This is a genomic window from Halomonas sp. 3H, from assembly GCF_024206005.1.
Taxonomy (GTDB): domain Bacteria; phylum Pseudomonadota; class Gammaproteobacteria; order Pseudomonadales; family Halomonadaceae; genus Halomonas; species Halomonas campaniensis.
Map to the genome: position 1 here is coordinate 1246393 of NZ_CP100360.1, position 14050 is coordinate 1260442.

The 14050-nt window shown below is 68.9% G+C and carries 15 protein-coding genes; 8 read left to right on the forward strand and 7 right to left on the reverse strand.

The genetic code is table 11. The features are described 5' to 3' along the window. Positions 1–114: 114 nt before the first annotated feature. From NFC98_RS05900 to NFC98_RS05935, 8 genes are all read left to right on the forward strand, one after another. Entirely contained in the window at positions 115–1299 is a 1185-nt protein-coding gene (locus tag NFC98_RS05900; RefSeq protein ID WP_254277187.1) for a Bcr/CflA family multidrug efflux MFS transporter, read from the forward strand. Next, on the forward strand, positions 1292–2026 hold the full coding sequence (locus NFC98_RS05905; RefSeq protein WP_254277188.1) for a sulfite exporter TauE/SafE family protein: 735 nt from the start codon (positions 1292–1294) through the stop codon (positions 2024–2026). Before NFC98_RS05900 ends, NFC98_RS05905 begins: the two co-directional genes overlap by 8 nt. 110 nt (positions 2027–2136) lie before the next feature. After that, a complete protein-coding gene (locus tag NFC98_RS05910) occupies positions 2137–3153 on the forward strand; it encodes a substrate-binding domain-containing protein (RefSeq protein ID WP_254277189.1) in 1017 nt (338 codons plus the stop codon). 97 nt (positions 3154–3250) lie between these two features. Further along, a complete protein-coding gene (gene pstC, locus NFC98_RS05915; RefSeq protein ID WP_254277190.1) occupies positions 3251–4504 on the forward strand; it encodes a phosphate ABC transporter permease subunit PstC in 1254 nt (417 codons plus the stop codon). An 18-nt stretch (positions 4505–4522) separates the two neighbouring features. Beyond that, on the forward strand, positions 4523–5689 hold the full coding sequence (pstA, locus tag NFC98_RS05920) for a phosphate ABC transporter permease PstA (protein WP_254277191.1): 1167 nt from the start codon (positions 4523–4525) through the stop codon (positions 5687–5689). Positions 5690–5723: 34 nt separating this feature from the next. Continuing rightward, positions 5724–6563 carry a phosphate ABC transporter ATP-binding protein PstB gene (gene pstB / locus NFC98_RS05925; RefSeq protein WP_254277790.1) on the forward strand — a complete coding sequence of 280 codons (840 nt, stop codon included), beginning with the start codon at positions 5724–5726 and terminating at the stop codon, positions 6561–6563. A gap of 131 nt (positions 6564–6694) precedes the next feature. Next, on the forward strand, positions 6695–7108 hold the full coding sequence (locus NFC98_RS05930; protein WP_254277192.1) for an arsenate reductase ArsC: 414 nt from the start codon (positions 6695–6697) through the stop codon (positions 7106–7108). A gap of 97 nt (positions 7109–7205) precedes the next feature. Then, entirely contained in the window at positions 7206–7571 is a 366-nt protein-coding gene (locus tag NFC98_RS05935) for a metalloregulator ArsR/SmtB family transcription factor (protein WP_254277193.1), read from the forward strand. Here the strand turns inward: NFC98_RS05935 and NFC98_RS05940 are convergent, their stop codons facing one another. The 7 genes from NFC98_RS05940 to NFC98_RS05970 all read right to left on the reverse strand — a co-directional run bounded on the left by NFC98_RS05940 (position 7572) and on the right by NFC98_RS05970 (position 14016). Then, positions 7572–7805: a thioredoxin family protein gene (locus tag NFC98_RS05940; protein ID WP_254277194.1), complete on the reverse strand. Its 234-nt coding sequence runs from the start codon at positions 7803–7805 to the stop codon at positions 7572–7574. A gap of 28 nt (positions 7806–7833) precedes the next feature. Then, positions 7834–9183, reverse strand: a complete 1350-nt coding sequence (locus tag NFC98_RS05945; RefSeq protein WP_254277195.1) for a permease — start codon at positions 9181–9183, stop codon at positions 7834–7836. Positions 9184–9328: 145 nt separating this feature from the next. Further along, a complete protein-coding gene (locus NFC98_RS05950; RefSeq protein ID WP_254277196.1) occupies positions 9329–10513 on the reverse strand; it encodes a thiolase family protein in 1185 nt (394 codons plus the stop codon). 112 nt (positions 10514–10625) lie between these two features. After that, positions 10626–11828: an MFS transporter gene (locus tag NFC98_RS05955; protein ID WP_254277197.1), complete on the reverse strand. Its 1203-nt coding sequence runs from the start codon at positions 11826–11828 to the stop codon at positions 10626–10628. Positions 11829–11875: 47 nt separating this feature from the next. After that, positions 11876–12160: a CC/Se motif family (seleno)protein gene (locus NFC98_RS05960; RefSeq protein WP_254277198.1), complete on the reverse strand. Its 285-nt coding sequence runs from the start codon at positions 12158–12160 to the stop codon at positions 11876–11878. Between the two features lie 3 nt (positions 12161–12163). Then, the gene (gene arsB / locus NFC98_RS05965; protein WP_254277199.1) at positions 12164–13264 is read right to left on the reverse strand and encodes an ACR3 family arsenite efflux transporter; all 1101 of its coding nucleotides are present in this window, start codon (positions 13262–13264) and stop codon (positions 12164–12166) included. Positions 13265–13365: 101 nt separating this feature from the next. Next, on the reverse strand, positions 13366–14016 hold the full coding sequence (locus NFC98_RS05970) for an NADPH-dependent FMN reductase (protein ID WP_254277200.1): 651 nt from the start codon (positions 14014–14016) through the stop codon (positions 13366–13368). Positions 14017–14050 lie beyond the last annotated feature (34 nt).

Genomic DNA, 14050 nt, shown 5'->3' on the forward strand with positions numbered 1-14050 from the left:
CAGGGAACAGGCGCCGGCCGTCGCGAGGCGCGCACGGCAGCCTGCGGGGGAGGCCCCGATGGGCTATCATTAGCGGCCTATCCAACGATCTCCCTGACGCGCAAAGGAGCTGCCTTGACGCTGAGTGCGAAACGCGTGGCGCTGCTGGTGGCGGCCAACACCGCCCTGGCGCCCTTCGCCATTGACGCCTACCTGCCCGCCATGGGGGCCCTGGCCGAGTCGGTGGGGGCGAGCATCCACCACACCGAGCTGTCGCTCTCCACCTTCCTGGCCGGCTTCGCCCTGGGCCAGCTGCTGTTCGGGCCGCTCTCGGACCGGCTGGGGCGCAAGCCGGTGCTGATGGGCGGGCTGGTCGCCTTCTTGCTGGCCAGCCTGGTGATCACCACGGTGAGCTCGCTGCCCGAGCTGCTGGCCTGGCGCTTCATCCAGGCACTGGGCGGCGGGGCCACCGTGGTCAACTCGGCGGCCATCGTGCGCGACTGCTTCAGCGGGCGCGAGGCGGCGAAGGTGATGTCGACCATGGCGATCATCATGCTGCTGGCACCGCTGGTGGCGCCGGTGGTGGGCAGCGGGCTTCTCTACCTCGCCGACTGGTGGCTGATCTTCGTCTTCCTGGCGGCCTACGCGGCCTTCCTGATGTGGCTGCTGGGTACCCGGCTGCCCGAGACCCGAGCCCCCGGCTCGCCCACGGCCACGCCGCGCCAGGTGTTGGCCAACTACGCCAGCGTGCTGCGCCACCGCGAGGCCATGGGCTACGTCTGTGCGGCCTCCATGTCCTTCGCCGGGCTGTTCGCCTTCATCACCGCCTCGCCGTTCCTCTACCTGGAGCACTTCGACCTGTCGCCCGGGCTCTACCCCCTGGTGTTCGGCGTCAACGTGCTGACCATGGCGGCCTCCAACCGGCTCAACATCCGACTGCTGAGAGGGCGCAGTCCCCAGCAGAACCTGCGCCTGGGGCTGACGATCCAGCTGGGCGCGGCGGCGGGGCTGGTGCTGGTGGTGGCCAGCGGCCTGGAATCGTTGTGGACCATGGTGCCGCTGATCATGGTGTTCGCCGGCACCATCGGCCTGGTGGCGCCCAACGCCATCTCCTCGCTGCTCGATCACTTCCACCACATGAGCGCCACCGCGGCGGCCCTGCAGGGCAGCATCCAGTTCTCCTGCGGGGCACTGGCCGGCGTGCTGGTGGGAGCCTTCGAGCTCGACAGCGCCTGGCCCATGGTCGGCACCATGCTCGGCGCGGCGCTGATCGGCAACATCGGGCTGCGCCTGCTGGCGGGACGCGCCGGCCATGGCTGAGGCGCTGCTGGCCGGGGTCGACATGAGCCTCGGCACCTGGCTGGGCTGCGCGCTGGTGCTGGCGCTGGGGGCCTTTGTGCAGCGGGCCACCGGCTTCGGCCTGGCGGTGGTGGGGGCGCCGCTGCTGCTGATGCTGGAGGCGCGGCTGGTGCCGGTGATCCTGGTGCTGTTCGGCTTCACGGTGGCGTTGACCACCCTGCGCCACTACTGGCGCGAGGTGCGCCTGGCCGAGATCGGCACGGCCCTGGTGGGGCGTATCCCCGGCAACGCCCTGGGGCTCTGGCTGCTGCTCGCCGCCCCCATGGCGGTGCTGGAGAAACTGATCGCCGGCAGCGTGCTGTTCGCCGTGGCGGTGACCCTGTTCCGCTTCCGCCTGCCGGTGAACCGCGCCACCCTGTTCGGAGCGGGGGTGCTCTCCGGCGTCTTCGGCACCGTGGCGGCGCTGAGCGGCCCGCCCATGGTGCTGCTGCTCCACGGCTTCCCCCCGGACCGGCTGCGCGGCACCCTCTCGGCCTTCTTCGTGGTCACGGCGCTGATGACCCTGCTCACCCTGGCCCCGGCCGGGCTGGTCAGCGCCTGGCACTTCGGCCTGGCGCTGACCTTCGCGCCGGGGGTGCTGGCCGGCAGCTGGCTCGCCGGCCGGGTGGCCCATCGCCTGGACCGCCGCCTGCTCCAGGGGGCGTCGTTGGCGCTTTGCACCCTGGCGGCGCTGGGACTGCTGCTCTAGCCGCTCGACGGGGGTGTCGCTTCCCCTCATCTGTCATGAAGGTGTCATCTACGTGGGGCAATGTGTGCCGTGCGAAGGCCAGATACCTATCACTGACAGGAGTGACTCGCATGAACCGCATCCTCAAGACCACCGTAATCGCTGCCGCCGTCATGGGCGTTGTCGGCGTGGCACAGGCCCGCGATCAGGTCCGCATCGTCGGCTCCAGCACCGTCTACCCCTTCTCCAGCTACGTGGCCGAGGAGTTCGGTGCGACCACCGACTACCCGACCCCGGTCATCGAGTCCACCGGTTCCGGCGGCGGCGCTCGCCTGTTCTGCAACGGTGTGGGCGAGGGCACTCCGGACATCACCAACGCCTCGCGCCGCATGAAGGCCTCCGAGCTGGAGCGCTGCATCGAGAACGGCGTGACCGATGTCACCGAGGCCTTCATCGGCTATGACGGCATCGCCTTCGCCCAGTCCAACGCCAACGACCCCATGCCGGTGACCCGCGATCAGATCTTCCTCGCCGTGGCCGCCCTGGTGCCGGTGGACGGTGAGCTGGTCGAGAACCCCTACACCAACTGGAGCGAGATCGACGAGAGCCTGCCGGATCGCCAGATCGTGATCGTCGGCCCGCCCACCACCTCCGGTACCCGTGATGCCTTCGAGGAGCTGGTCCTCGAGGCCGCCTCCGAGAACTACTCCGAGGCCTACGGCGGCGAAGCCTACTCCGACGTGCGCACCGACGGCGCCTGGGTCGACGGCGGCGAGAACGACAACCTGATCGTCCAGCGTCTCACCCAGGACACCACCGCCTTCGGTATCTTCGGCTTCTCCTTCCTCGAGGAGAACAGCGACGCGCTGATCGGCTCCACCATCGACGGTGTCGAGGCCGGCCCGGAGACCATCGCCAGCGGTGAGTACCCGGTGGCCCGCTCCATGTTCTTCTACATCAAGAACCAGCACGCCGACGAAGTCCCGGCCATGTACGAATACGCCGAGATGTTCATGAGCGAGCAGATGATCGGTGACCTGGGCTATCTCAAGGGCATCGGCCTGATCCCGGCCGCCGAGCAGGCCCGCGCCGAGGCCCGCGAGGCCGTGGCCAACCGCGTCACGCTCGACGTGTCCGACCTGCACTGATCGGGGTCGAACGCTGACGACGAGGCCGGCAGCTCGCGCTGCCGGCCACGTTGCATGACTGGCTCCCACGGAGCCGAGACGTCACGAGAGAATGCCGATGCCAAACCATCCCCTGCTGCTGTTCCTGGTCGCCGTGCTGGTACTCGGGATCCTGGCCTTCCTGGTGGCCCGTGCCAAGGCCGTGCGGGTTCGGGCCAGCGGCACCGCCATGTACGCCCAGCCCGACCAGTACGCCTGGTTTGCCGCCCTCTCCACCGCCGGGCCAGCCCTGCTGGTCAGCGGTGTCGGCGGCTTCCTGCTGCTGCTGCTGGGCGCCGAGATTCCCTTGCCCTGGCTGCTGGCCGGCAGCCTGGTCGTCGCCGGGGCCGGCGCGACCCTGGGGCTGCGCCTGGTCACCCCCGATTTCCACGCCCGCCAGGCCATCGAGCGGGTGATCCGCTTCATCCTGGCCGGCGCCGCGCTGATCTCCATCTTCACCACCTTCGGCATCCTGCTGTCGATCATCTCCGAGGCGCTGCGCTTCTTCCGCATGCACGGCTTCTGGGAGTTCATCACCGGCACCGTCTGGGCGCCGGGCAACAGCTTCCTGGCCGCCGCGGGCCGCGCCGACGACGCCGCCAGTGCCGCCCGGTTCGGCTCGGTGCCGCTGTTCGCCGGCACCTTCATGATCACCGCCATCGCCATGCTGGTGGCGATCCCGGTGGGGCTGATGGCGGCCATCTACATGTCCGAGTTCGCGCCGCGTCGGGTGCGCACCCTGGCCAAGCCGGTGCTGGAGGTGCTCGCGGGCATCCCCACGGTGGTCTACGGCTTCTTCGCCGCCATCACCGTGGCGCCGCTGGTGGTCTCCGTGGCCGGCAGCCTGGGACTCAGCGCGTCGTTCAACAACGCCCTGGCCCCCGGGATCGTCATGGGCATCATGATCATCCCCTTCATCTCGTCGCTCTCCGACGACGTGATCAACGCCGTGCCGGACAGCATGCGCCAGGGGTCGCTGGCGCTGGGCATGACCCGCGGCGAGACCATCCGCCACGTGGTGGTGCCGGCGGCCATGCCCGGCATCATCTCCGCCTCGCTGCTGGCCGTCTCGCGGGCGCTGGGCGAGACCATGATCGTGGTGATGGCGGCTGGCATGCGGCCCAACCTCACCGCTAACCCGCTGGAGGAGATGACCACGGTGACCGTGCGCATCGTGGCGGCGCTGACTGGCGACCTGGAGTTCGAGAGTGCCGAGACGCTGTCGGCCTTCGCCCTGGGCCTGGTGCTCTTCGCGGTGACCCTGAGCCTGAACCTGGTCTCGGTGATCATGATCCGTCGCTTCCGCGAGAAGTATCGCGTCAACAACCTGTAACGCCGAGGAATCGCCAAGATGAGTCAATCCTTCGACGAGATCAGCGCCCAGCTGCGCAAGCGACACCGCCAGTCGGCGCGGCTCAAGTGGATGTCCCTGGGGGCCCTGCTGCTGGCGCTGGCCTTCCTGGTGGTGTTCTTCGCCGACATGCTCGGCAAGGGCCTGCCGGCTTTCCAGCAGGCGCAGATCCAGGTGGAGGTGGACTACAGCGAGCAGGCCAGCCAGCTGCCGCTGGCCGCCGTGGACGAGGAGGTGCGCGACCTGGTGAGCCGCGGCTGGCTGCGTACCCTTCCCATGCAGATGCGGGACAATCCCGAGCTGCTCGGCACCACCCGCACCGAGTGGGTGCTGGCCGATGGCCAGGTGGACCAGTACCTCAAGGGCCATGCCAGCCGCCTGCGCGACGACGCCAAGGCCCGCGTGGACCAGTTGGCCGCCGAGGGGCGTGCCGAGCTGCGTTTCAATACCACCTTCTTCAGCCGCGGCGACTCCAAGATGCCGGAGCTGGCAGGGATCATGTCGGCCGCCATGGGCACCGTCATGACCATGCTGGTGACCCTGGCCGTGGCCTTCCCGATCGGGGTGATGACGGCGGTCTACCTGGAGGAGTTCGCCCCGGACAACCGCTTCACCCAGATGATCGAGATCAATATCAACAACCTGGCGGCGATCCCCTCGATCCTGTTCGGCCTGCTGGGCCTGGCGATCTTCATCCAGTTCTTCGGCATGCCGCGCTCCTCGCCGCTGGTGGGGGGCATGACCCTGGCGCTGATGACCCTGCCGATCATCATCATCTCCACCCGCACCGCGCTGCGCAGCGTGCCGGACTCCATCCGCCACGCCGCCTTCGGGGTCGGCTGCTCGCGCTGGCAGGTGGTCCGCGACCATGTCCTGCCGCTGGCGATGCCGGGCATCATGACCGGGTCGATCATCGGCCTGGCCCAGGCCATGGGCGAGACCGCCCCGCTGATCATCGTCGGCATGGTGGCCTTCATCCCGGACGTCGGCGCCACCTTCACCAACGCGGCGACCGTGCTGCCGGCCCAGATCTTCACCTGGTCGGGGGAGCCCGATCGCGCCTTCGTCGAGAAGACCGCCGGCGGCATCCTGGTGCTGCTCTCGGTGCTGATCTTCCTGAACGCCACCGCGGTGGTACTGCGCAAGAAATTCGAGCGTCGCTGGTAGGCACCGGCACGTCACAGAGGACATCGACATGAACATGCAAACCGCTCCCCGTGCGTCCCATCCGGCCGGCAAGCCCGAGGTGGGCCAGCCCCATACGCGCAACGAGTCGGCCTGCCACGACCTGAGCATCCGGGTCCGTGACCTTAACCTCTGGTATGGCGAGAGCCAGGCGCTCAAGGGCCTGGACATCGACATCTTCCAGAAGAACGTGACCGCGCTGATCGGCCCCTCCGGCTGCGGCAAGTCGACCTTCCTGCGCTGCCTCAACCGCATGAACGACCTGATTCCCGGCGTGAGTATCCGAGGCCTGGTGGAGATGGACGGCCGCGACGTGAATGCCGCGAAGATGGATGAGGTGGCACTGCGCCGCCGGGTGGGCATGGTCTTCCAGAAGCCCAACCCCTTCCCGAAGTCGATCTACGAGAACGTCGCCTATGCGCCGCGGATGCATGACATGGTCAGCCGCAAGCCGGAGCAGGACGACCTGGTGGAGAAGGCGCTGCGTGACGCCGGCCTCTGGGAGGAGGTCAAGGACAAGCTGCAGCAGCCGGGCACCTCGCTCTCCGGCGGCCAGCAGCAGCGCCTGTGCATCGCCCGTGCCATCGCCGTGCAGCCCGACGTGATCCTGATGGACGAGCCCACCTCGGCGCTGGACCCGATCTCCACGGCGACCATCGAGGACCTGATGGACAAGCTCAAGTCCCAGTTCACCATCATCACCGTGACCCACAACATGCAGCAGGCCGCGCGAGTGGCGGACTACACCGCCTTCTTCCACCTGGGCGAGATCATCGAGTACAACGACACCAAGACGATGTTCTCCAACCCGGCGACCAGGAAGGCCGAGGACTACATCACCGGGCGCTACGGCTGAGCCGGTGACGGCCGGCGGGACACGACAGCGGGGAGGCCACGGCCTCCCCGGCTTGGTCAGGCGCTGTCACACCGCTGACACGCGGCTTCGCTATATATGACATCCCCAATGTCCTCAGGAGTGAATTCCCCATGGCCAAGCAGCGCGTGCTCTTCCTGTGCAATGCCAACTCCGCCCGTTCGCTGATGGGTGAGGCGCTGCTGCGCCACCTGGCCGGCGACCGCTTCGAGGCCTACAGCGCCGGCAGCGAGCCCGATGCGCCCCAGGCCCTGGCCTTGGCGGCGCTGCAGAGGCAGGGCATCGCCACCGAGAAGCTGGCCAGCAAGTCGCTGGATGACTTCGCCGGCGAGGCGTTCGATGCGGTGATCGTGCTCTGCGACAAGGCCCAGCAGGCCTGCCGCGACTGGCCCGGCTGGACGGAGCAGCGGCTGTTCTGGGATATCCGCGACCCGCGGCTGATCGGTCGGACCGACGCCTACGAGCAGGCGCTCCAGGAGATCCGCCGTCGCCTGATGCTGTGGCTCGAGATCCATCGGGTGGGGTGAGGAACACGCTCACACCGCGAGTCCCCGGAGGCGTGTCTCCCAGATGGGCTGCTGTCGGGCGGGCTTTGGAGTAGAATCGATTTTTTGCAGCGCCACGATGAGGAAGCCCTTGATCGCTCTCGAACCCGCTCGACTGCTCAAGTGCCTGGGCGACGATACCCGCCTGACCCTGACCCTGCTGATCCGTCGCGAGGGCGAGCTGTGCGTGTGCGAGATGACCCACGCCCTCGACGAGTCACAGCCCAAGGTGTCGCGCCACCTGGCGCAGCTTCGCACCTGCGGCCTGCTCAGCGATCGCCGCGAGGGCCAGTGGGTCTACTACCGCATTGCCGAGACGGCGCCGGAGTGGGTCGTGGAGATGCTGCTGGCCGCCGAGAAGGGGCAGGCCGAGCGACTTGCTGGCCTCCAGGCGCGCCTCGAGGGCATGGGCAACCGCCCCGAGCGGCGCGCCGCGCTCTGCTGATCAGCGCTTCAGCAGCGTCTGGAGCTCCTCGGCACTGGTCACCTTGCCCTCGATGACCAGCTCGCCGTCGACCCCGAGGGCTGGCGTATGCATCACGCCGGCATCGATGATGGCGTTCATGTCGGTGACCTTCTCGATCTCCACCGTAAGGCCCAGGGCCTCGGCAGCCTGCTTCGCGTTCTCGGTGAGCTGGTCGCACTTCTTGCAGCCCTTGCCATAGATGCTCAGTTTCATGGGGCTCTCCTTGTGAAAGGTGTCGAATTCACGGCCACAGCTGGCCGTAGAGATAGCCGGTGAGGGTCGCCATGACCACCACCAGCGTGCAGTAGACCAGGGTCTTCTGGGTGCCCATGATGGTGCGGATCACCAGCATGTTGGGCAGCGACAGCGCCGGACCCGCCAGCAGCAGCGCCAGGGCCGGGCCCTTGCCCATGCCGTTGCCGATCAGCCCCTGGACGATGGGCACCTCGGTGAGGGTCGAGAAGTACATGAAGCCGCCCAGCAGCGAGGCGAGGAAGGTGGAGCGGAAGCCGTTGTCGCCCACCGCCAGCACCACCCACTCGGAGGGAATCAGCCCCTCCTCCCCTGGGCGGCCCAGCAGCAGCCCGGCCACGAAGACCCCGATCAGCAGCAGCGGCATGATCTGCTTGGTGAAGTCCCAGCTCTGCTCGGCCCACTCCCGGTCCTCGTCGCGCAGGGTGGCAATCAGCATCAGGCCGATGATGCCCACCGCGAAGGCCAGCTCCGGCACCCCGGGCACCAGCAGGGCGGCCAGCACCACGGCGCCGGCCAGCACCGCCACCTGATGCAGCGGCCAGCCCCAGCGGCGGATCAGCAGCAGGGCGAAGAGGCCGGCGAATACGGCGGTGATCTGCCACTTCCAGGCGTGGATGGCCATCCAGGTGGGGCTGTCGGCGGCGGCCCAGTTGGCGAACACCAGGATGCCCACCATCAGCCCGAAGAAGAGGGCGATCTGGCCCAGGGGACGGGAGAGTTCCCCGTCGAAACCGCGGCCGTTGGCGACGGCGCGCGCCTGCTCCTCGCGGCGATAGATCAGGTGCATGATCACCCCGATCACCACGGCGAAGACGATGGCGCCGATGGCGCGCGCCAGTCCCAGCTCCATGCCCAGCACCTTGGCGGTGACCACGATGGCCATGACGTTGATGGCCGGGCCCGAGTAGAGGAAGGCCACTGCCGGCCCCAGCCCCGCGCCGCGCCGGTAGATGCCCCCGAACAGCGGCAGCACGGTGCAGGAGCAGACCGCCAGCAGGGTGCCGGAGATTGACGCCATGCCGAAGGCCACCGGCTTGGGGGCATTGGGCCCCAGGTAGCGCATCACCGCCCCCTGGCTCAGGTAGGCGGCCATGGCGCCGGCGATCACGAAGGCCGGCAGCAGGCAGAGGATCACATGCTCCTGGGCGTACCAGTGGGTCAGCCGGATGCCCTCCAGCACGGCGTTGTCGAAGCGCGCCGTGCCGGCGGGCAGGAAGTAGATCAGCAGGAAGATGCCCACCACGGCACCCAGCCATCGGACCTGCTCGGGGTTCTCCCTGGCGAGGCCGATCAGGCGGCCGGAGAAGGAGGAGGGAGCGGGCTTGGATTCCGACATGCAGCGCCTCGTGTGATGCAGGAAAGGGTGGGCGACAAGAATATATGCTTATGCATATATTATCTACGTCGATCCGCCGGAAACTCGAGGGGCATCAAGTTCCCGGCGGCCGGGGAGGGAAGGGAAAATAGGGAGTGGGCTGGGGTCAGAGGTGTTCCAGCGCCAGGGCGATGCCCTGACCGCCGCCGATGCAAAGGGTGACGATGCCGCGCCGCTGGCCGTTGCGCTGCATGCCGTGCAGCAGGCGGGTGGTCAGCACCGCGCCGGTGGCGCCGATGGGGTGGCCGTGGGCGATGGCGCCCCCCTCGGGGTTGACGATCGCCTCAGGCAGGCCGAGCTCTCGCTGGCAGGCCAGGGCGATGGCGGCGAAGGCCTCGTTGATCTCCACCCGCTCCAGGTCGCCCACCGACCAGCCGGCGCGCTCCAGCGCCTGCTTGACCGCCGGGACCGGGCCGATGCCGAAGTAGTCCGGATCCACGGCGCCGACGCCGAAGGCCACCAGCCGGGCCATGGGCGCGAGGCCATGCTTCTCGGCCCAGTCGCGCTCGGCGACGATCATCGCCGCCGCACCGCTGTTGAGCCCCGGGGCATTGCCGGCGGTGATGGTGCCCTCCTTGCGGAAGGCGGGCTTGAGTCGGGCCAGGGACTCCGCGGTGGTATCGCCGCGGTTGTGCTCGTCCCGGGCGAAGGTGGTGGTGCCCTTGCGGCTGGTGAGCTCCACGCCGGCGATCTCGGCGTCGAAGTGGCCGGCCTCCTGGGCCTTCGAGAAGCTCAGCTGGGAGCGCAGCGCCCAGGCGTCCTGGTCGTCGCGGGAGATGGCATAGCGGGTGACCAGGTCCTCGGTGTGCCAGCCGGCGTGCTTGCCGCTGAAGGCGTCATTGAGGCCGTCGAGCAGCATGGTGTCGTGCATGGTCACGTCGCCCATGCGGGCGCCCCAGCGGCCCTGGGGCAGCACATAGGGGGCGCGATCCATGTTCTCCATGCCGCCGGCGATGGCGCAGTCGGCCATGCCGCTCCAGATCTCCAAGGCGGCGCTGGCAATGGCCTGGGCGCCGGAGCCGCAGACCCGATTGACGGCAAGTGCCGGGACCTCCACCGGCAGCCCGCCACCGATGCCGGCCTGGCGGGCGGCGTTCATCTTGCAGCCGGCCTGGATCACGTGACCCATCACCAGCGACTGCACCTTGTCGGCGGCCAGCCCGGAGCGGGAGAGGGTCTCCTGGATGACCCGCGCGCCCAGGTCGGGTGCCGGGGTGTCCTTGAGGCTGCCTCCGTAGGTGCCGATGGCGGTGCGCACGGGATGGCAGATAACGACGTCTCGAGTTGACATGGCAGACTCCTGGTGGCGAAAGGGCGACGAGCTCAGGGGTGTGACACTCCGTATAGCACATCGGCGGGGCTATCACCGTGACATCCCTCGGGTCCTGGCGAGGTGGGTGTCCTCAGCGCTTCGCCACTCCGGGTGTGGGGTCGCTCAGGGCGAGGGGGCGCAATACCCACAGGCCAAGCAGCGGCCCCGGCAGCAGCCACCACAGCACCCAGGTGCCCTGGAGCTCCCACAGGGTGGTGGTGAGCGAGATGGCCGGGATGGTCAGGGCGAAGCCCACGGCGTTCATCACCGCCAGGGTCGAGCCTACCCGCTCGCGCGGCGCACTGGCCGCGGCCAGCGCCGAGAACTGCGGCGAGTCGGCGATCACGGTGAGCCCCCACAGCGCCAGCAGGGCGAGCAGCAGCCAGGGCGGCAGCCAGGTCACAAGCGGGTAGGCCAGGCAGATCAGCCCCGAGGCGGCCAGCGCCCGGCGTGCCACCCACAGGCTGCCGAGCCGCCGGCTGAGTTCGCCGCCGCCCACGCAGCCCAGGAACCCCAGGGCAATGACGCCGAACGCCAGCCAGGGAATCCAGTCCGCCGGGGCGCCGAGCCGCGCCACCTCCCGGGCCACCAGGAAGGGGGTCAGGGTCCATAGCGCATAGAGCTCCCAGCAGTGGCCGAAGTAGCCCCCGGCCACGGCGCGGAAGCGCGCCTCCTTCAGGGCCGCCAGGCCGTCGAGCAGCCGGGCCCTGCCGCTCGATGGCGGCAGGTGGGGGCCATCCCCCAGGGCAAGGATCAGGGCGCCACCCACCAGGGCCAGCAGCGAGGCCCCCAGCAGCGGCCACTCCCAGGGTAGCCCCAGGGTGGAGCCCCGCAGCAGGTGGGGCAGGGCGGTGCCCAGCGTCAGCATGCCGACAAGCCAGGCCAGCGCCGCGCCGGTGTGCCGCGGCGTCCAGCCGATCACCAGCTTCATGCCCAGCGGGTAGATGCCGGCCAGGCAGAACCCGGTCAGCAGGCGCAGGGTGATGGCGAGGGACCACTGGTCGGCCACCAGCACGAAGCCGGCGTTGGCCAGGGCCCCGGCCAGGCAGGCGGCGGCGAAGATGCGGCTGGCGCGAAAGCGGTCGGCCAGGCCCGTGGTGGCGATGAACAGGGTGCCGGCGATGAAGCCCGCCTGCACGGTCAGGGTCAGCCGGCCCAGGTCCGCCTCGGAGAAGCCCAGATCGCGGGAGAGCGAGAGCCCCACGCCGTTGACCGAGAACCACAGCGAGGTGCCGAACAGCTGGGCCAGTACGATGAGCACCAGCGGGTGGCGCTGCCAGAGGGAGGGAGTCATGGCCTGATCCTCACCGCCTCGCGGTCGAATGGCAAGCCGTCGGCCTCTCAACGCCTCAGGGGCGCACCGTCCACATAGAGGTGACGAAACTTCCACCAGCCTTCCAGCCCCACCCGCAGGCCCTCGTCGACCAGTTCCGGGGCGATGAACAGGATCAGCCCGTCCCGATCGATACGCCGGTAGGCTCCGGGATCGTCGGGAGCGACGGCCTCGGCCACGGCGAGGCTGGCGATCCCGCCGCAGCAGCCATGACGGGGCGAGAGACGCACGGTCAGCACGCCTCCCTGCGCCTGCACCCACGCCCGTGCCCGGTCGCTGACCTCGATGGCCATGGGTCAGCCCCTGGCCTCGGCGGGGGCCTCGGCCGGGGCCTCGGGGAAGTGGTGCCGGGTCTTGTTGGCGATGCGCACCAGCGCCAGCATCAGCGGCACCTCGACGAGCACGCCCACCACCGTGGCCAGCGCCGCCCCTGACTGCAGGCCGAACAGCGCGATGGCGGCGGCCACGGCCAGCTCGAAGAAGTTGCTGGCACCGATCATCGCGCCGGGGGCCGCCACGTTGTGGGGCACCTTCCACGCCTTGGCCCAGCCGTAGGCGATGAAGAAGATCAGGAAGGTCTGGAGGATCAGCGGGATGGCGATCAGCACGATATGCAGCGGGTTGGCGATGATCACGTCGCCCTGGAAGGCGAACAGCAGCACCAGGGTGATGATCAGCCCGATCGGGGTGATCGGCCCCACCTTCCTCATGAAGACGTTGTCGTACCATTCGATGCCGTGGCGGGCGATCAGGGTGCGCCGGGTCAGGTAGCCGGCGGCCAGCGGGATGACGATGTAGAGCACCACCGACAGGGCGACCGTGTCCCAGGGCACCTGGATGTTGGAGACCCCGAGCAGGAAGACCACGATGGGGGCGAAGGCGAACAGCATGATCAGGTCGTTGAGGGCGACCTGCACCAGGGTGTAGGCGGCGTCACCCCGGGTCAGGTAGCTCCAGACGAAGACCATGGCGGTGCAGGGGGCGGCCCCCAGCAGGATGGCGCCGGCCAGGTACTGGCTGGCCAGGGGCTCCGGGATCAGCGGGGCGAACACCACCATCAGGAAGAACCAGGCGATGGCGAACATGGTGAAGGGCTTGATCAGCCAGTTCACCGAGGTGGTGATGATCAGTCCCCTGGGCTGGCGACGCACGCCGAGCACGGCGGAGAAGTCGATCTGCGCCATCATCGGAAAGATCATCGCCCAGATCAGGATCGCCACGGGGATCGACACCTGGGCATATTCGAAGCGCGAGAGCGTCTCGGGCACCGCCGGGGCGAACTGCCCGAGCAGCACCCCGGCGACGATGGCCAGCGCCACCCACACCGAGAGAAAGCGCTCGAAGCGCCCCATGCCCTCCGTGGTGCTGGGTGTCTGGGATTCTTGGGAAACGGTCATATACAAGGTCCTTTGGCCGGGGCGGGGCGCACATATGGATTTGCATATATCTTACGTCCCATCGCGGTACTTGGCCAATCCATGGGTGCCCCTGACTCCTCTTATGGCGCGTTGCGCTGATCCGGGGCGCGCTGGAAGGCCGGCGAGACCTCGGTCGGGTCCTGCTTCAGGCGCTGCTCGGCGGCGGCCTCGGCCCACCAGGTGAGCTGGCCCAGGGTGCGGCCGAAGTAGCCGGCCCAGCGGTCAGGGTCCTCGCGGAAGCGGCCCTCCTCGTCGAGGGCCTCCTGGGCCTTCGGCACGTGGATCATCGCCGAGACCGGCAGGCAGCCGAGCTCGGCGAGGAAGGTGCGCATGGACACCGCCGCCCGGGCGCCGCCCCACTGGCCGGCGGAGTAGGTGACGATGGCGCTGGGCTTGAAGGCGAACAGCGAGCTGCCGAAGTGGTTGAGCAGGTGCGAGAGCGCCGGGCTCATGGCGTGGTTGTACTCGGGGCTGACCATGACGTAGCCGTCGGCGGCCTCGATCTTGCCGGCCAGGGTCTCCAGCGCCTCGGGCACCTTCGCCTTCGCGTAGGCGAAGTGGGGCTTGAAGACGGCCCCGAGCTCGATCTCCAGCGGGTCGACCAGCTCCACCTTGGCGCCATCCGCCTCCAGCAGCTCCACGCAGGCGCGGGCCACGCGCAGGCCGAGGCGGGCGGGGGCGGGCGGGGTACTGTCGCGGGCCGAGCCCAGGAAGACCAGGAAGTGAGCCATGAAAATCGCTCCTCGGTGGGGTGGCAGGAGCGTC